Here is an 18,687-nt window from a genome sequence, read left to right on the forward strand (position 1 = left end):
GTAATAAAGATGCTCTATTAATGCATGATTTGGGTCAAACGTAACGCCTTTGCATCGCCCCTATCTCCAGGTATTGGCGGAAGCTATCCCCTAAGGGGTAGCAGGGGGCTATATGGAGGTAACCGGGCAGAAATCGGCTGTTTAATCACCCAGAATCGATCTCCAAGGTGCCTGTGTTTCAGGTGATTGCTTTCCTTCGAGAAGCCTGGAGATCGACCATGAGTCATTTCATTGACCGGCTAAATTTTTTCCGCAAAGCGCGTGAGCCCTTTGCTAATGAGCACGGCGAACTTCGCCAAGAAGATCGCCAGTGGGAAGATAGCTACCGCCGCCGCTGGCAGCACGACAAGGTGGTGCGCTCCACCCACGGGGTGAACTGCACCGGTTCGTGCAGCTGGAAAATCTACGTCAAAAATGGCCTGGTGACCTGGGAAACTCAGCAGACCGACTACCCACGCACCCGTCCCGACCTCCCCAATCACGAGCCGCGCGGCTGCCCACGGGGGGCGAGCTACTCCTGGTACATGTACAGCGCCAACCGCTTGAAGTACCCGCTGGTGCGTAAGCCGCTGCTGAAACTGTGGCGGGAAGCGCTTGAGCTGAAAAAAGACCCGGTCGACGCCTGGGCCTACATTGTCGAGGATCCGCAAAAGACCAAAGAGTACAAGCGCGCACGTGGCCGCGGCGGCTTTGTCCGCGGTAACTGGGACGAGCTTAACGAGTTGGTCGCCGCCTCCAATGTCTACACCGCTAAGCAGTACGGGCCGGATCGCATTATTGGGTTTTCGCCGATTCCCGCTATGTCCATGGTCAGCTACGCCGCCGGTAGCCGCTACCTGTCGCTGATCGGCGGCGTCTGCATGAGCTTCTACGACTTCTACTGCGACCTGCCGCCGGCCTCGCCGATGACCTGGGGTGAGCAGACTGACGTACCCGAATCCGCCGACTGGTACAACTCAGGCTACATCATCGCCTGGGGCTCAAACGTACCGCAGACACGTACGCCGGATGCGCACTTTTTCACCGAAGTGCGCTACAAGGGCACCAAGACGGTCTCCATCACCCCGGACTACGCCGAGGTCTCCAAGCTCACCGATGAATGGATGAGCGCGAAGCAGGGCACCGATGCCGCGCTTGGCCTGGCCATGGGCCATGTGATTCTTAAAGAGTTTCACCTGGAGAAGCCGAGCGCCTACTTCACCGACTACGTGCGCCGTTATACCGACATGCCGTTTCTGGTGGAGCTCGAGAAGCGTGAAGACGGCAGCTACGCCCCGGGTCGCCAGCTGCGCGCATCCGACTTCGATGAAAGCCTCGGCCAGGACAACAACCCCGAGTGGAAGACCGTGGCCTGGGACGAGAATCGCGACCAGCTCGTAGTACCGCGCGGCTCCATCGGCTTTCGCTGGGGCGAGAAGGAGGAGAACCAGGGCAAGTGGAACCTGGAATCCCTGGATGCCGAGGGCACCGAGATCAAGCCACTTTTAACCCTTGCCGAGAAGCACGACGAGGTGGCTAGGGTCGCCTTTCCCTACTTCGGCGGCATCGAGCACGAGCACTTCGACCACGTCAAGAGCGAAGGTGCCGCCGACGATCTACTGTTCCACGCGCTGCCCGCCAAGCGCATGAAGAAGGCCGACGGCAGCGAGATGCTTGCGGTCACGGTGTTCGATCTGATGTGCGCCAACTACGGCATCGACCGAGGCCTTGGCAAAGAGGGCGAGGACGACGGCGCGACCTCCTTCGATCAGCTCCGACCCTACACACCGGCGTGGCAAGAGAAGATCACTGGCGTACCGGCAGAGCAGTGCCTGCGCATCGCCCGGGAGTTTGCCGACAACGCCGACAAGACCCATGGGCGCAGCATGATCATCGTCGGTGCCGGGATGAACCACTGGTACCACATGGACATGAACTACCGTGGCCTGATCAACATGCTGGTCATGTGCGGCTGCATTGGTCAGAGCGGTGGAGGCTGGGCCCACTACGTCGGCCAAGAGAAGCTGCGCCCGCAGACCGGCTGGTTGCCGCTGGCCTTCGGCTTGGATTGGACCCGCCCGCCGCGGCACATGAACTCCACTTCCTTCTTCTATAACCACTCGTCGCAGTGGCGCTACGAGAAGCTTGAGATCAAGGAGATTCTCTCGCCGCTGGCCAAGGCCGAGGACTACCCCGGCAGCCTGATCGACTTTAATGTGCGCGCCGAGCGCATGGGCTGGCTGCCCTCCGCGCCGCAGCTAAATACCAACCCGCTGCGCCTGGCGAAGAAAGCCGAGGAAGCCGGCATGTCGACCAGGGAGTACGCCGTCGAGCAGCTCAAGAAGGGCGAGCTGGCCTTTGCCGCGGAAGACCCGGACGACCCCCAGAACTTCCCGCGCAACCTCTTCATCTGGCGCTCTAATTTGTTAGGGGCCTCAGGCAAGGGGCACGACTACATGCTCAAGTACCTGCTGGGCGCTAACCACGGCATCCAGGGCGAGGACCTGGGCAAGATGGACGGCGTGCTCCCCGAGGAGGTCAACTGGAAGCATGAGGCCGCCGAGGGCAAACTCGACCTGCTGGTGACGCTGGATTTCCGCATGTCGACCACCTGCCTCTACTCAGACATCGTGTTTCCCACGGCCACTTGGTACGAGAAAAACGATCTCAATACCTCGGACATGCACCCCTTCATTCACCCGCTGACGGCGGCTACCGACCCCGCGTGGGAGTCGCGCAGCGACTGGGATATTTACAAGGGCATCGCTAAGGCCTTCTCCAGGGTCTGCGAGGGGCATCTGGGCGAGGAGACCGATCTTGTCACCCTGCCGCTGCAGCACGACTCCCCCGGCGAACTTGCTCAAGTGGATGTTAAAGATTGGAAGAAGGGCGAGTGCGAGCCCATTCCCGGCAAGACCATGCCGGCGCTGATGGAAGTGCAGCGCCACTACCCCGAGACCTTTGAACGCTTTACCTCGCTTGGCCCGGCGCTTGAGAAACTGGGTAACGGCGGCAAGGGCATCAACTGGAACACCGATTCCGAAGTCGAGCTGTTAGGCAAGCTCAACAAGCGCAAAGGGGAAGGTTCTTCTAAAGGGCGTCCGTGCATCGAGTCGGCCATCGACGCCGCCGAAACCGTGCTGACCCTCGCACCGGAGACCAACGGCCAAGTCGCGGTGAAAGCCTGGGGGGCGCTGTCCAAGATTACCGGGCGCGACCACACCCACCTGGCGCTGCCCAAGGAAGACGAGAAGATCCGTTTCCGGGATGTGGTGGCCCAGCCGCGCAAAATTATCTCCAGCCCCACCTGGTCTGGGCTTGAGGACGAACACGTCTCCTACAACGCCGGGTATACCAACGTCCACGAGCTGATTCCGTGGCGCACGGTCAGCGGTCGTCAACAGTTCTATCAGGACCACCCCTGGATGCGCGCCTTCGGTGAAAGCCTGCTGGTGTACCGTCCGCCCATCGACACCAAGACGGTCGCGGGCCTCAAAGGGACCAAGAGTAACGGTAATCCTGAAATCGCACTCAACTGGATCACCCCGCATCAGAAGTGGGGTATCCACTCCACCTACTCCGACAACCAGATGATGCAGACCCTGTCCCGCGGTGGCCCTATCGTCTGGATGTCCGAGGAAGACGCCAGGTCCATCGGGATCGAGGACAACGACTGGGTGGAGCTCTACAACGCCAACGGCGCCATCGCCGCCCGCGCGGTGGTCAGCCAGCGGGTCAAGACCGGCATGGTAATGATGTATCACGCCCAGGAGCGACTGGTGAACATCCCCGGCTCGGAGATCTCTGGCACCCGGGGTGGTATCCACAACTCGGTCACGCGTATCTGCCCCAAGCCGACCCACATGATCGGCGGCTACGCACAGCTGTCTTACAGCTTCAACTACTACGGCACCGTCGGCTCCAACCGGGATGAATTCGTCATCGTACGCAAGATGAAGAAGATCGACTGGCTGGATGGCGAAGGCAACGATTATGAGCAGGAGGCTGTGAAATGAAGATCCGCTCCCAAGTAGGCATGGTCCTCAACCTTGACAAGTGCATCGGGTGTCACACCTGCTCGGTGACGTGTAAAAACGTCTGGACCAGTCGCGAAGGCGTCGAGTACGCCTGGTTCAACAACGTCGAGACCAAGCCCGGCATCGGTTATCCCAAGGAGTGGGAGAATCAAGCGAAATGGAAAGGCGGCTGGATGCGCCGCCGTGACGGTAAGATCGAGCCGAAGATCGGTGGCAAGTGGCGGGTGCTGGCAAACATTTTCGCTAACCCGGATTTGCCCGAGATCGACGACTACTACGAGCCATTCACGTTTGATTATCAGCACCTGCACACGGCCAAGGAGAGCAAGCACCAACCCATCGCCCGGCCGCGCTCGCTGGTATCGGGCGAGCGGATGAAAAAGATCGAATGGGGCCCGAACTGGGAAGAGATCCTCGGCGGCGAGTTCGCCAAGCGCCGCAAAGACACCAACTTCGAGAAAGTACAGGCCGATATTTATGGCCAGTTTGAAAACACCTTCATGATGTACTTGCCGCGTCTGTGCGAGCACTGCCTGAACCCCACCTGCGTGGCAAGTTGCCCAAGCGGGGCGATCTACAAGCGCGAAGAAGACGGCATCGTGCTGATCGACCAGGACAAGTGCCGCGGCTGGCGGATGTGCATCTCCGGCTGCCCCTACAAAAAGATCTACTACAACTGGAAAAGCGGTAAATCCGAGAAGTGTATCTTCTGCTATCCGCGCATCGAGAACGGCCAACCGACGATCTGCTCGGAAACCTGCGTGGGCCGCATCCGCTATCTGGGCGTGTTGCTGTATGACGCCGATCGCATCGAGGAAGTGGCAAGCTCGCCCAGCGAGCAGGATTTGTATCACCGCCAGCGCGAAATCTTCCTCGACCCCAACGACCCGGAAGTGATCGCTCAGGCGAAGAAGGACGGCATTACCGATAACGTCATTAAGGCCGCGCAAGCGTCGCCGGTTTACAAGCTGGCGATGGACTGGGGCCTGGCGTTGCCGCTACACCCCGAGTACCGCACGCTGCCGATGGTGTGGTACGTGCCGCCGCTGTCGCCGATTCAGTCCGCCGCTGAGGCCGGCAAGGTCGAGTTTGAGGGCGTGATGCCCAAGATCGAATCCTTGCGCATTCCGGTGAAGTACCTGGCCAACATGCTCACCGCCGGGGAGGAGGCACCGGTAGTGCTGGCGCTCAAGCGCCTGATGGCCATGCGCCTCTACATGCGCGGCAAGCACGTCGAAGGCAGCGCCAATACCGAGGTGCTCGATGAGGTGGATTTAACCCAAGCCCAGGTCGAGGAGATGTACCGCTATCTGGCGATCGCCGATTACGAAGACCGCTTCGTGATTCCGACCAGCCACCGTGAAATGGCCACCGATGCCTTCCCTGAGCGCGGCGGCTGCGGCTTTAGCTTTGGTGATGGCTGTCATGGTGAGAGCACCCCGAGCCTGTTTAACGGTCGCTCGACCACGTCCACCCTGGTCAGGCCTGTCGAGAGCTTTGACCCACAGGCACAAAGCGAGGAGGCGCGTCATGGGTAACGTCGCAGAAACCCTGCTACCGGCCGCGCAGGAAGAGATGTTGAGCCTGCGCGTTCTGGCTCGGCTGCTCGACTACCCCAGTGCCGAGCTACAGCAAGCCGCCGGCGAGTTGATTGAATTGATCGATGCAGAAAAGCGCTGGCCTCCTGCTCTGCGCGCACAACTCATGACCTGGTGCCAGTCCCTAGCCGACACAGATCTTTTGGAGCTGCAGTCTGAGTACGTGGCCCTGTTTGATAAGGGACATGCGACCTCGCTTTTGCTCTTCGAGCACGTTCATGGCGAATCCCGCGATCGTGGGCAGGCCATGGTCGACTTGATGAACGAGTATCAGGCGGCCGGATTTGAACTCGATGCGCGGGAGTTGCCCGATTACTTACCGCTATTTCTAGAGTACCTCTCTACCCGCCCGGAAGAAGAGATCGCCCGTTGGCTGGGCGAAATTCGCCACATCCTGGCGCTGCTGACCGCGCGTTTGGAGGAGCGCGGGGCGGATTACGCGCTGGTGCCTTACGCACTTCTGGCGCTGATCGGCGCCGAGATGGAGGCCGAGGCGCATCGCGACGAAGTCAAAGCCGAGGCGCCCGACGACACGCCCGAAGCGTTGGATGCCGTGTGGGAGGAGGAGGCGGTGCGTTTCTCCGCCGCGTCCGACCAGGATTGCGCGCTGCAGTCCGCCGAAGGGCGCCGCCTTGCCGAACGCAAGCGCAGCGTGCCAAGTGACCCCATCACCATCATGCCAAGCCCCGACCCCGCCGGTCGTGGTGTAAGCGATCGCTAAAGGAGAACCGTCATGTTTAGCGAATACCTGCAACACTTGATCTATGGCTACTATCCCTACCTAGCCGGCACGGTGTTTCTGCTGGGGAGCCTTTTGCGCTATGACCATGGGCAATACACCTGGAAAACCGGCTCAAGCCAGATGCTGTCGTCAAAAAACATGCGCCTGGCGAGCAATCTGTTTCATATCGGCATTATCGTGATCTTCTTTGGCCACCTGTTTGGCATGCTCACGCCGCACTGGGTATATGCGCCGTTTCTGCACGCGGGCACCAAGCAGATTATCGCCATCGTTGTCGGCGGCGCGGCGGGTATTGCCTGCCTGATCGGCGGGGCGATGCTGCTCTATCGCCGTATCACCAATCCGCGCGTGCGGCAGTCCTCAAGCCATATGGATACGCTGATTCTGGCGCTTATCGTGTCACAAGCCGCGCTGGGGATGGTCACGGTCATCTTCTCGCTGGGCCACCTTGACGGTGAAATGATGCTGACGCTCTCTAGTTGGGCGCAGTCGATCATCTTCTTCAGCGGCGGCGCGGCGGATTACATGGCGGAAGTTTCCTGGATCTACAAAGTGCATATCTTTGTGGGGATCACCATCATCATGCTGTTTCCCTTTACGCGCTTGGTACACGTCTGGAGCGTGCCGTTTGGTTACATCACACGCCGTTATCAACTGGTACGCCGCAGAAGTTAAAGGAGTCATCTCATGCAGATGATCGATATTGAACAGCTCCCGGGGGCGGCCACGCCCCCACCGGTCAGCGTCGGTGGCCAGCCCATTTTAGAGCGTGACATCGCCCACGAAATGCAGTACCACCCGGCGGATAGCGCCGGCAGCGCTCAGCTCAAAGCGGCACGGGCACTGGTGGTGCGCGAGCTTCTCCGTCAGCGTGCCGTGCAGTTGGGGCTTCTGACAGAAGACGCTGACGAAGACAGGGCAGTGGCGGAATTGCTGGAGCGCGAGTTGGCGGTACCGGAGCCCTCCGAAGCCGACTGTGAGCGCTTCCATGCCACCCACCCCGAACGCTTCAGCACGCCGACCCGAGTGAGTGTCCGCCATATCCTGCTCGCCGCCGCGCCGGACGATGCCGAGGCGCGGGACGCCCAGTATCACCAGGGCGTTACCCTGCTGGAAATGCTAAGCCAGCATCCCGAGCGGTTGACTGAGTTCGCAGCGCGCTACTCCGATTGCCCGTCAAAAGAGCAGGGCGGTGAGCTGGGGTGGTTGGAGCCGGGGCAGACGGTGGCGGAACTCGACCGCGCGCTGCAACACCTGCCGCAAGGCCTGCACGCGCGGCCCTTAGCCTCGCGCTATGGTTGGCATCTCGTCATGGTCGACGCGCGCGAAGAGGGGCAGCGTCTGCCTTACACGAGCGTAGCGGATCAAGTGCGCCGCAGCCTGCATGAGCAAGCTACCCGGCGCGGTCTTCGCCACTATTTGCTCGCGCTTGAAGCCGAGATTGGCGTCGAAGGTGTCGCGCTTGACGATGACAGCGGTGGCGCTTTGATGCAGTGATGTCATCGATAAAGGATACGCATGATGAACATGGCACAACCGCCCAGCTCCTCGCTTGACTTGCTCTGCCAGCCTTACCAGCTTAACGAGCTGCTAGGCGGTGTCTCCTGGTTAAGTGCTCTGACCGAGCTTGAGCGCACTGAGCTGCTAGCGCAAAGTGCAGTGATCGACGTTGAAGAGGGGGAGTGGCTCTTTCATCAAGATGCCCCTGCCGAATGGCTCTATATCGTGATTACAGGCATGGTGCGCTTGGTGAGAATCGCTCCAGACGGTAGCCAAGCCACCATCCGCCATGTCGAGCGTGGTAGTACGCTCGGTGAACTGAGCATGGTGGCCAACCTTGGCAGTTACCTCTATTCGGCCGAGATAAAACGGATGACGCACGTGATCGCGCTTCCCGCGGCCGCGTGTCGCCAAGTGCTGGACACGCACCCCGCCTGCCGCGCTGAATTCATGAGCCGGCTGGCACTGGAACTCACCGATCGTTTGGAGGACTTGGCGCTGGTCACCCAGGGCGATGCCATGGCACGTCTAGTGAGCTACCTGCTGCGCCAAATGCCCCGTGGCCGTGTGAAAACCCCGTATACCCTGCGTCTATCGCTGCCCAAAAGCTGGCTCGCCGACCAGCTGGCGATGACGCCTGAAACCTTGTCACGCATGCTGACCAGGCTGCGTGAGCAGAAGATAATCGAAACAAGCCGCCAGCGCCTGACCGTGCTCGACGAACCCCGCCTGCGCCAGTTTCTCAGCGCCGGCAGATAGGCATTGGCCACCATTAAACCCTCTACTACTGTGCGAGACTGTCATGCTGACAACCCTGGACGACCTGATTCAAGAAGCGCGCCACCAGCCCGTGCCTCAGCGCCTTCTGTTTGTGCTCGCGCGCGCGGAGCTACCGGATTTTCCCACGCCGACGCAGCGGGAAAGCGTCGAGCGCGGTGAGGGCGGCGTGTTAACCCCGGTACTGTGCGTGGACAAATGCCCGACCGAACTCGACGACATGGCCACGCTGGCGGAAGAGTCCCAAGCCACCGGCGTTGATTGGGATATTGCCCTGGTTGCTGCGATGGATCACCCCGGCAGCGAGGAAGTGATCGAATCACGCCTTTCGCACTTGGTGATTGCGGTGCAAATGGGCGATATCGGGCGAATGGTCGCGTTTGACCGCCAAGGTGAGGCGATTGCGCTGACCACCGCCAACGCGCATTAACGAGTTCCTTGTCAGCCGAATGTGACCCAAGACGAAGCGGGGTAAAAACTGGATAATGGCGCGCAACGAGCGCGGATGCGCGCCACCTCTTGTTACCTATTTAGGCCCCGTTCATGGAAATCAAAGTCAATTATCTCGATAACCTCCGTCTGGAGGCCAAGTTCGATGATTTCGCGGTTATCTCCGATCAGCCGATTCGCTATAAAGGCGATGGCTCCGCGCCTGGTCCCTTCGACTATTTTCTCGCCTCCTCGGCCATGTGCGCCGCCTATTTCGTCAAGGTGTACTGCAACGCCCGCGATATTCCCACCGAGAATATCCGTCTGTCGCAGAACAACATCGTCGACCCGGAGAATCGCTATAAACAGATTTTCAAGATCCAGGTCGAGCTGCCCGCCGATCTTTCCGATAAAGACCGACAGGGTATCCTGCGCTCCATCGATCGTTGCACAGTGAAGAAAGTCGTGCAGATGGGCCCCGAGTTTCAGATTGAAACCGTCGAAAACATCGACGAGGATGCCCAGGCGCTGCTGATGGGGGCTCCCGAAGGCGGTACGCGCACCTATATCGAAGGCAAGGACCTGCCGCTAGAAGAGACCATCGCCAATATGAGTGGGCTTTTGGCGGATTTGGGCATGAAGATCGAAATCGCTTCCTGGCGCAATATCGTGCCCCACGTGTGGTCGCTGCATATCCGCGATGCGGCTTCACCGATGTGCTTTACCAACGGTAAAGGCGCGACAAAAGAGAGTGCGCTGTGCTCGGCGCTAGGTGAGTTTATCGAGCGGCTTAGCTGTAACTTCTTCTACAACGATCAGTTTTTCGGTGAAGAGATCGCCAATAGTGACTTCGTACACTACCCCTTTGAGAAGTGGTTTCAGCCAGGGCCCGCCGATTCGCTGCCCGAGGGGGTTCTGGATGAGCACTGCCGGGAGATCTATGACCCCGAAGGGGAGCTGCGTGGCTCGCATTTGATCGATACCAACTCCGGCCGCGCCGATCGCGGGATTGTCGCGCTGCCCTTTGTGCGCCAGTCCGATGGCGAGACGGTCTACTTCCCCTCCAACCTGATCGAGAACCTGTTTCTGAGTAACGGCATGAGCGCGGGCAATACGCTCGCCGAAGCGCAGGTACAGTGCCTCTCGGAGATTTTCGAGCGCGCGGTGAAGCGCGAAATCATCGAGCAGGAGATGACCTTGCCCGACGTCCCCCGCGAGGTGTTGGCCAAATACCCGCATCTTGTGGAAGGCATCGACGCGCTGGAAGCTCAAGGCTTTCCGGTGCTGGTCAAGGATGCTTCCTTGGGCGGGCAGTTTCCGGTGATGTGCGTGACGCTGATTAACCCGCGCACCGGCGGTGTGTTTGCTTCCTTTGGCGCGCACCCGAGTTTTGAAGTTGCGCTAGAGCGCAGTCTGACCGAACTGCTTCAAGGCCGCAGTTTCGAGGGCTTGAACGATCTGCCGCAACCGACCTTCAATTCGCAGACGGTCGCCGAGCCGAACAACTTCGTCGAGCACTTTATCGATTCGGTGGGCGTGGTGTCATGGCGCTTTTTTAGCGCCAAGGCCGATTTCGATTTCTGCGAGTGGGATTTCTCCGGCAGCAACGAAGACGAAGCCGCGACGCTTTTCGGCATCTTCGAAGCACTGGGGGCGGAGGTGTACATGGCGGTATACGACGACCTTGGTGCGCCGGTATGCCGGATTCTGGTGCCGGGCTACTCCGAGGTCTACCCCCTGGAAGACTTGATCGTCGATAACACCAACAAGGCGCTGGCGTTTCGCGAGGATATTCTCAACTTGCATCGTTTAAGCGATGAGCAGCTGGCCGATTTGCTTGAGCGTTTGGAAGCCAGTGAGGTCGACGAACACAGCGACATCATCACGCTGATCGGCATTGAGTTCGACGAAAACACCGTGTGGGGACAGCTAACGATTCTGGAACTCAAGCTTCTGATCAATCTGGCGCTTTCGCGCCACGCAGAGGCGCTGGAGTACGTCGAGATGTTCCACCAGTATAACGACAATACCGTCGAGCGAGGGCTGTTCTACCAAGCGCTGCAGGCGGTGTTGGAAATCGAACTCGATGATGAGCTTGAGTTGGCCGACTACCTGCCCAACTTTAAGCGCATGTTCGGCGAGGCCACCATGGCCGCGGTTGTCGGCTCGGTGGAGGGAAGCGAGCGCTTTTACGGCCTAGAACCCACCAGCATGGCACTGAACGGAATAGAGCGGCACCAGCGCCTGATCGAAAGCTATAAAAAGCTCCATACCGCTCGCGCGGGCAAAGCGGGGATTGCCGTTTAAGCGGCGAAGCGGGGGTAGCCAAGCGCTACCCCCGAACGGCTTAAGCGGATAGCGAGAGAAAAAACAGGATCAGCGGCGGCGAGAGTAGCGAGAGGATAAATCCGCTCACTACGGCGATGGGCACGCAGGCAACGCCGCCGTGCTGCTGAATCACCGGCAGGGTGAAGTCCATGGAGGTGGCGCCGCCGTAGCCAATCGCCAGCGCCGTGTAGCGATGGATCGTCAGCGGGATCAAAATAAACGCCACAAGCTCGCGGGTGAGGTCGTTGAAAAACGCCACCCCGCCCATCAGCGGACCAAGCGCATCGCCAATCAGAATCGCCGAGAGCGAGTACCAGCCGAACCCGGCGGCCATGGCAAGCCCTTCGTTCCAGTGAAGTGACAGCAGAGGGGCGGCCAAAAGCCCGGCAAGCAAAGAGCTTGCCGCCAAGGTCAGCGCAATCGCCAGCCCCATCCGGTTGAGCAGAATCTGTTTAAGCGGCATACCCGAGTTGCGTAGCTGACAGCCGATCAGCGCCAGTAGGGCGTACAGCACCCACTCGGCAAGCGTATCCGCGGTATCGAAAAGCGCCTCACCCAGGCGTGGGCCGAGTAGCACGCCCAGGGTAACGCCCAGTGCCACCACCCCGACCAGTAGCAGCGAGCCTTTGATCGCCGCGAGCTTGCTGGTTGGGGCATCTTTCACCACCGGCGAGGTGCCGGCCTTAAGCGCCACGCGTCGCGCTAACCACCAAAGGGCAGCAAGGTTTAACGTGGTGGTGATGCTAAAGAGCAGCAGTGCGTTACCGCCTAGGCGCGAAAGCTGCGATGCGAGGTTCTCAAGCCCAGCGAGGCCGACCCCCATGAGCAGTAAAATGAGATAGACCGAGCCATTGACGCCGTGGTTGATAACGGCTTGCCAGTGGGCGCGGCGCACGGGCACTAAGTACCCCAGCACCAGCGGGAGTAACACGATCATTAAGCCAGACAACATGGTGAACCTTAACTGCCTCCGTGCGAGCTCAATTGGGTGAGCGTCAGTTGGGTGTCGCGTTTGCCATCTTTTTGGTAAACCGCTTTGAGGATAAGCCCTGGATAGTCGGCGTGATAGCTGATCCGAATATCACGGTCGGGTTTCTCGGCATCGATCAGCACCACCGTGCGCGCGTCAAACTGACCGGCGGGCACTTCTAGCGGCGCTTCGCTTTGCAAATAGTACTGGAAGTGCTCATCGCGGCCTCGATGATCGACAAAGTGGACGTCGCAAGGGACGATGGCGGTGCAGGTTTCACTGCCCGCGCGCCGGGCGAGGTCGATAATTGCCGCTTGGCGATCAAGTGACACGATATCGGCTTCATTGAGCTGGTAGCTATTACCGATGCCGAGCAGGGAGTAGCTGCTACTGTAGTGGAGCGAACGGGTGGCGTCATCGTCGATGAAGAACTGGCTGCGCTCCTGACCGCGTGCCACGGCCACCGAAAAGCGCATATCGCTTAACCAGTAGTGCGCCTCGTTTATCAGCCGGTGAGTAATGGTGGCGCTGGGCCAGCCTTTCACTTCCAGGCGGTACTCAGCCTCAAACGGCGTGAGCGCGCCGTGCGTGGCGTCAGCCGGTGTGCCATCGGCCCACAAGGGGAGCGCCGAAAGCCAACCGGTCAGCGCGCCAATAGCCAGGGTCAGTGAACGGCGAGTGAGTAACATGCGGCGCTCCTTCTATCGGCGTTGGCACGGGGCGCTGACTATAGCGCCTGGGGGGTTACGTGTCAGTAGCCATTTTCCGGGTCAACGGTGGTGACGGATTTACCGGCTTCAAAATCGCGTATGTAGGCGATCACTTGATCGATAGCGTCATGTAACGGGGTAGGGGCGGACATGTGCGGGGTGATGGTGACCTTTGGGTGCCGCCATAGCGGGTTATCCGCGGGTAACGGCTCCTCGGGGAAGACATCCAGCATCGCCCCGCGCAAGCCTTCCGACGCATCGAGCGTTTTGAGCAGCGCGTTTTCATCCACCAGCGTCCCGCGGCCCGGGTTGATCAGGCTCGCGCCTTGGGGCAGTTGGCCGAGGCGTTTAGCGTTGATAATCCCACGCGTCTCAGTCGTGTCTGGCAGCAGGGTGATCAGCGTTTTGGCTTGGCTGAGTATGTTCTCCAAGCCGTCGTCGCCGTGAAGGCAGTTCACGCCTTCGATCCGCTTGGGTGAGCGGCTCCACCCCGAGACGGGAAAGCCCGCCTGGCTAAGCGTTTCGGCCACATGGGCACCAATGGCGCCAAGCCCTAGTACGCCCACCGGCCACTGTGACTTCTCCTCCACCGGGTGCGGCTGCCACTGGGCATTGGCCTGCTGCGCGGCGTAGCGGTCGAAGCTGCGGTAGAAGTGCAGCACGCCATAGAGGACATAATCCGCCATCAGTTCACTCATGCCGGCGTCGCGCAGCTTGGCGATGGGCACCTCCTTTGGCCGCCCGGGGGTACGCAGCAGATAATCCACCCCGGCACCTAAATTGATCATCGCCTTTAGCTGGGTTTGTTCACGCAGCAGGTGCTCGGGTGGCTTCCACACCGCCAGGTAGTCGGCGTTTTTGCGCTCCTCGGCGCAGGCATCGCTAGTGAGGACAGTCGCCTCGGGAAAAGCGTCAGCCAGTGCCTCGCGCCACTGCTCGGCTTCACCCTTGATGTGTACGACAATTTTCATCTTGGCTCCCTTCGGCTCGGTGTTATGGGGCATTAATGCTAACGCTATCACGGGTGAACGGTTTTTTTGTCATAAAGGCTTTGACCGGCAGCCGAGGAGTGGTGCTAGTATCAGCCTAAGACGACATTGGCGGGCCAACTGTGGTGGTGGCCAGGGTCGATCCTGTGGCCCGAAAAAGCGACATGTGTCGCTTTTTCGGTTCTTAGCGATCTTTAATGGCGAGTTGCCCGATGAGTGAGGTTTCCCTGCCTTTCACCCGCGACGAGTACGCGAATCGGTTGTGGAAGGTGCGCGCTGAAATGGCGAGCCGTGGTATTGACGTGGTGATCGTTAGCGATCCCTCCAACATGGCTTGGCTTACCGGTTACGATGGCTGGTCGTTTTATGTACACCAGTGTGTGCTCGTCGGCCTGGAGGGTGAGCCGGTGTGGTTTGGCCGTCGCATGGATGCCAACGGCGCGCTGTTAACCTGCTGGATTGATCCAGAAAATATCACCTACTACCCGGATTACTACGTCCAAAACCCTGATATGCACCCCATGGAGTATCTGGCGCAGTCGATCATGCCGGACCGTGGCTGGCATGAGGGGGTGGTGGGCATGGAGATGGATAACTACTACTTCACCGCCAAGGCGTATCAAAGCTTGCTACGCGAGCTGCCCCATGCGCGCTTTATGGATGCCAACGGCCTGGTCAACTGGTGCCGGGCGATCAAGTCACCCCAAGAGATCGCTTACATGCGCACGGCAGCCAAGATTGTGGAGGGCATGCACTCGCGGATACTGGAAGTGATCGAGCCGGGGCTGCCCAAAAGTAAACTGGTTTCCGAGATTTACCGCGTGGGTATCGAAGGCTACGTGGATGAGAGTGGCAAGGTGTTTGGTGGCGACTACCCGGCGATCGTGCCGATGCTGCCGACCGGCAAGGATGCGGCGGCCCCGCACCTGACCTGGGATGACACGCCGTTTCGCGAGGGCGAGGGCACGTTTTTCGAAATTGCCGGCGTCTATAAGCGCTACCACGCGCCGATGTCGCGCACGGTGTATCTCGGCACGCCGCCCAAGGATTTTCTGCGTGCCGAATCCGCGCTTCTGGAGGGCATTGAGAACGGCCTCGCCGTGGCCAAGCCGGGCAATCGCACCGCTGATATCGCCATGGCGCTGGGCGCGGCGATGGATAAATACGGCTTCGACCGCGGCGGTGCGCGCTGCGGTTACCCCATCGGTATTTCCTACCCCCCCGACTGGGGCGAGCGCACCATGAGTTTGCGCCCCTCGGATGAATCGGTGCTCCAGCCCGGCATGACGTTTCACTTTATGCCCGGCCTTTGGGTAGAGGATTGGGGCCTGGAAATCACCGAAAGTATTTTGATCACCGAGGATGGCTGCGAGACGCTGGCCGACTTTCCCCGTCAGCTGTTTGTTAAATAGCGCAAGCACCACCAAGACACGCAAGGAGCTTTAATATGAGCAAGCGGCCCAGCCCGATTTCCGCCACCGTCGATTTCGATGCCGACGGTGTGCAGCACGGCTTTCTCAAACTGCCTATCTCCACTGATGAGTCCGCCTGGGGCGCGGTGATGATTCCGATCACCGTGGTCAAAAATGGTGACGGACCCACGGCGCTTCTCACCGGGGGCAACCACGGCGATGAGTACGAGGGCATCACCTCGCTGTTAAAACTCTCTTCAACCCTGAAAGCCGACGACGTGCGCGGTCGGGTGATCATCGTGCCGTGTATGAATACCCCGGCGGTCACCGCCGGCAAGCGCACCTCGGGGCTGGATGGCGGCAACATGAACCGCAGCTTCCCCGGCGACCCCAACGGCAACGCCACCGCGCAGATCGCCGACTATTTCACCCGTGTGCTGGTGCCGATGAGCGACGTGGTGCTGGATCTGCACTCCGGCGGGCGCACGCTGGATATTCTGCCGTTTGCCGCCTCCCATGTGCTGGACGACAAAAATCAGCAGCAGGCGGCGCTGGAAGGCGCCAAAGCCTTTGGCGCGCCCTACGCCATGGTGATGTTTGAGCTCGACGCGGAGAAACTCTTCGATACCGCCTGCGAACGCCAGGGCAAGGTGTTTGTCGCCACCGAGCTGGGCGGCGGCGGGACCTCCACGCCGCAAAGCATGGCGATTACCGAGCGCGGCGTGCGCAACTTTTTGATCCACTATGGACTTGTGGCCGGCGAGGTCGAGATGCCCGCGGGCGGGCAGGTGTATCTGGATATGCCCGATGCCAGCTGCTACGTGCAGAGCCAGCACGCGGGCGTGTTGGAGCTATTGGTGGCGCTGGGTGACGAGGTGGAAAAAGGCCAGACGATTGCCTACGTCTACGACATGACCCGCAGCGGGACCGAGCCGGTCGCCTACCGCGCCGAGCGCGATGGAGTGTTGATGGCACGGCGTGCGCCCGCGCTAATCAATATGGGCGATACCCTCGCGGTGATTGCCGATGTGGTGGAGCGTCTTAACGCCTAGGCGTGGCGTACTCACCATGACCAAATTGGACCGATACGATCTCAAAATTCTAGAAATTCTCTCCCGCGACGGGCGGATCACCAAATCCAAGCTCGCGGAGGCGATCAACCTTTCCGTGAGCCCCTGCTGGGAGCGGGTCAAGCGCCTAGAGCAAGCGGGCGTTATCCAAGGCTACAGCGCGCGCCTTGATAGCAATGTACTCATACCGCGTAACCCCGTGTGGGTACAAATCGAGCTAAAAAAGCACGACGCCGAAAGCTTCAAGGCCTTTGAGTCGCTGGTGATGGTGACGCCGGAAGTGACCGAGTGCGTAGCAGTGGGCGGCGGGGTGGATTATTTAGTCAAGTTTGAAGCGCGCTCCATCGATAGCTACCAGCGCCTGATGGATCAGTGGCTGGTGTCCGATGTCGGGATCGAGCGCTACTGCACCTATATCGTGACCAAAACGGTCAAGCGCCCGCCGGTGGGCATCGACGCCGAAGCGCTCACCGACTAGCCAAAAAAACACGACCTCAGCGCGGGCGCGACAAAAAAAACGCGATTTAAATCCCGCGCTTTCAAAAGCACTTCGGGCGCGCTCTCCCTTACCCTGGCAGCATCAAAACGCCAACGGCCCTGTCGGCCGTTTTGTTTTCTTTTGCGCCGCCGTTCAGGGGAGGCTGCCATGACGACACTATCCACCACACTCGCCAAGCGCCTGGAAGATCCACGCCTTTTTCGCCAATACGCCTACGTGAATGGCAAGTGGACCCACGGTGAAGGTGGCCGCGAAGAGGTGGTGACAGACCCCGCCACCGGTGAAGCCTTGGGCCATATCCCGCTGCTGGAACCCGAGCAGATTACCGCCGCAGTGGACGCCGCCGACGCCGCCTATGTGCACTGGCGGGCGATGCGCGCGGATGAACGCTGCGAGCGTTTGCTGGCCTGGTACGATTTGATTCAAGCCAACCGCGAAGACTTGGCCACCCTCATGACCCTGGAGCAGGGCAAGCCGCTGCCGGATGCGCGTGGCGAAGTGGAGTACGGCGCAAGCTTCGTGCGTTGGTTCGCCGAAGAGGGCAAGCGCACCTACGGCGAGACGATACCCAGCCACATTCCCAACGCTTCGCTTGGCACGATCAAAGAGCCGGTGGGCATTGCCGCGCTGATCACACCGTGGAACTTTCCGTTGGCGATGATCACCCGCAAAGCCGCCGCTGCCTTGGCCGCGGGCTGCCCAGTGATTGTTAAACCGGCTAATGAGACCCCGTTCTCGGCGCTGGCGCTGGCCGAGCTTGCCGAGCGCGCGGGCATTCCGGAGGGCATCTTCAACGTGGTGCTGGGCGACCCGCCCGAAGTGTCCAAGATTCTCTGCGCCGAGCCGCGTATCAAGGCGCTGTCGTTCACCGGCTCCACCCGCGTTGGGCGTCTGTTGATGGAGCAGAGCGCCCCCACCGTGAAACGGCTCTCGTTGGAGCTCGGCGGCGATGCGCCCTTTATCGTCGGGCCGGATATGGACCCGAAAGAGGCGGCGTTCGCGGCGGTGGCGGCCAAGTTCCAGACCGCAGGCCAAGACTGCCTCGCGGCGGACCGGATTCTGGTGCACGAATCCATCCACGATGCATTTGTCGAGCACTTTGCCGAGCGCATGGCCGCGCTGACCGTGGGCAATGGGCTTGAGAGTGAAATCGACCTCGGCCCGCTGATTCACCGGCAAGCGGTCGAGAAGGCGGCGGGCATTGTCGATGACGCCATCTCCAAGGGCGCCACGCTGGTCGCCGGCGACCAGAGCCAGGCACCGGGGCCGAACTTCTTCATGCCGGTGCTGCTCACGGGCATCACCCGCGGCATGCGTCTTTGGCAAGAGGAGAGCTTCGCGCCCATCGCCGGTATCACGCCTTACGCCGACGATGACGAAGTGATCGAGCTTGCCAACGATACCGATTACGGTCTCGCGGCTTACGTGTACACCCACGACATTCGCCGCATCTGGAAACTCTTGCGCGCCCTGGAGTTCGGCATGGTAGCGGTCAACTCGGTGAAAATGACCGGCCCGCCGGTACCTTTTGGCGGCGTGAAGCAGTCCGGCCTTGGCCGTGAAGGGGGCGCCAGCGGTATCGATGAGTACCTGGAAACCAAATACTACTGCCTCGGCGCGCTAGGGTCTGTTTCCGGTAGCTAATTG

15 protein-coding genes are annotated in these 18,687 nt (G+C 60.2%); 12 read left to right on the top strand and 3 right to left on the bottom strand.

Annotation, left to right across the window (positions count from 1 at the left end):
* Window positions 1-218: 218 nt before the first annotated feature.
* The 8 genes from BQ9846_RS03455 (at window position 219) to BQ9846_RS03490 (ending at window position 11,369) form a co-directional block, all read left to right on the top strand.
* Window positions 219-3,995: a nitrate reductase subunit alpha gene (locus BQ9846_RS03455; RefSeq protein WP_075879208.1), complete on the top strand. Its 3,777-nt coding sequence runs from the start codon at window positions 219-221 to the stop codon at window positions 3,993-3,995.
* Window positions 3,992-5,554: a nitrate reductase subunit beta gene (gene narH / locus BQ9846_RS03460; protein ID WP_075879209.1), complete on the top strand. Its 1,563-nt coding sequence runs from the start codon at window positions 3,992-3,994 to the stop codon at window positions 5,552-5,554. The genes BQ9846_RS03455 and narH overlap by 4 nt, the downstream gene beginning before the upstream one ends.
* Entirely contained in the window at window positions 5,547-6,335 is a 789-nt protein-coding gene (gene narJ / locus BQ9846_RS03465) for a nitrate reductase molybdenum cofactor assembly chaperone (RefSeq protein ID WP_075879210.1), read from the top strand. Before narH ends, narJ begins: the two co-directional genes overlap by 8 nt.
* 12 nt (window positions 6,336-6,347) lie before the next feature.
* Window positions 6,348-7,031, top strand: a complete 684-nt coding sequence (narI, locus tag BQ9846_RS03470; RefSeq protein WP_075879211.1) for a respiratory nitrate reductase subunit gamma — start codon at window positions 6,348-6,350, stop codon at window positions 7,029-7,031.
* 12 nt (window positions 7,032-7,043) lie between these two features.
* The gene (locus BQ9846_RS03475; RefSeq protein WP_075879212.1) at window positions 7,044-7,853 is read left to right on the top strand and encodes a peptidylprolyl isomerase; all 810 of its coding nucleotides are present in this window, start codon (window positions 7,044-7,046) and stop codon (window positions 7,851-7,853) included.
* 30 nt (window positions 7,854-7,883) lie between these two features.
* A complete protein-coding gene (locus BQ9846_RS03480) occupies window positions 7,884-8,615 on the top strand; it encodes a Crp/Fnr family transcriptional regulator (RefSeq protein WP_235818895.1) in 732 nt (243 codons plus the stop codon).
* A 43-nt stretch (window positions 8,616-8,658) separates the two neighbouring features.
* On the top strand, window positions 8,659-9,063 hold the full coding sequence (locus BQ9846_RS03485; RefSeq protein WP_075879214.1) for a ribonucleotide reductase subunit alpha: 405 nt from the start codon (window positions 8,659-8,661) through the stop codon (window positions 9,061-9,063).
* A gap of 113 nt (window positions 9,064-9,176) precedes the next feature.
* Window positions 9,177-11,369: an OsmC domain/YcaO domain-containing protein gene (locus BQ9846_RS03490; protein WP_075879215.1), complete on the top strand. Its 2,193-nt coding sequence runs from the start codon at window positions 9,177-9,179 to the stop codon at window positions 11,367-11,369.
* A gap of 40 nt (window positions 11,370-11,409) precedes the next feature.
* On the opposite strand, the gene BQ9846_RS03495 is transcribed toward BQ9846_RS03490, so the two are convergent.
* The 3 genes from BQ9846_RS03495 to BQ9846_RS03505 all read right to left on the bottom strand — a co-directional run bounded on the left by BQ9846_RS03495 (window position 11,410) and on the right by BQ9846_RS03505 (window position 14,041).
* Entirely contained in the window at window positions 11,410-12,342 is a 933-nt protein-coding gene (locus BQ9846_RS03495) for a LysO family transporter (protein WP_075879216.1), read from the bottom strand.
* A gap of 8 nt (window positions 12,343-12,350) precedes the next feature.
* On the bottom strand, window positions 12,351-13,049 hold the full coding sequence (locus tag BQ9846_RS03500; RefSeq protein WP_075879217.1) for a hypothetical protein: 699 nt from the start codon (window positions 13,047-13,049) through the stop codon (window positions 12,351-12,353).
* A gap of 62 nt (window positions 13,050-13,111) precedes the next feature.
* Window positions 13,112-14,041: a 2-hydroxyacid dehydrogenase gene (locus BQ9846_RS03505; RefSeq protein ID WP_075879218.1), complete on the bottom strand. Its 930-nt coding sequence runs from the start codon at window positions 14,039-14,041 to the stop codon at window positions 13,112-13,114.
* A gap of 230 nt (window positions 14,042-14,271) precedes the next feature.
* Here BQ9846_RS03505 and doeA point away from each other — a divergent pair, with 230 nt between their 5' ends.
* The 4 genes from doeA (at window position 14,272) to BQ9846_RS03525 (ending at window position 18,684) form a co-directional block, all read left to right on the top strand.
* Window positions 14,272-15,471 (top strand): ectoine hydrolase DoeA, encoded by a 1,200-nt coding sequence (doeA, locus tag BQ9846_RS03510; protein WP_075879219.1) that lies wholly within the window; start codon window positions 14,272-14,274, stop codon window positions 15,469-15,471.
* A gap of 35 nt (window positions 15,472-15,506) precedes the next feature.
* Entirely contained in the window at window positions 15,507-16,523 is a 1,017-nt protein-coding gene (gene doeB, locus BQ9846_RS03515) for a N(2)-acetyl-L-2,4-diaminobutanoate deacetylase DoeB (protein WP_075879220.1), read from the top strand.
* 16 nt (window positions 16,524-16,539) lie between these two features.
* The gene (locus BQ9846_RS03520) at window positions 16,540-17,019 is read left to right on the top strand and encodes an Lrp/AsnC family transcriptional regulator (RefSeq protein ID WP_075879221.1); all 480 of its coding nucleotides are present in this window, start codon (window positions 16,540-16,542) and stop codon (window positions 17,017-17,019) included.
* A 168-nt stretch (window positions 17,020-17,187) separates the two neighbouring features.
* Window positions 17,188-18,684 (top strand): NAD-dependent succinate-semialdehyde dehydrogenase, encoded by a 1,497-nt coding sequence (locus tag BQ9846_RS03525; RefSeq protein ID WP_075879222.1) that lies wholly within the window; start codon window positions 17,188-17,190, stop codon window positions 18,682-18,684.
* Window positions 18,685-18,687: the final 3 nt, after the last annotated feature.

The sequence above is a fragment of the Vreelandella massiliensis genome (assembly GCF_900155385.1).
GTDB lineage: Bacteria > Pseudomonadota > Gammaproteobacteria > Pseudomonadales > Halomonadaceae > Vreelandella > Vreelandella massiliensis.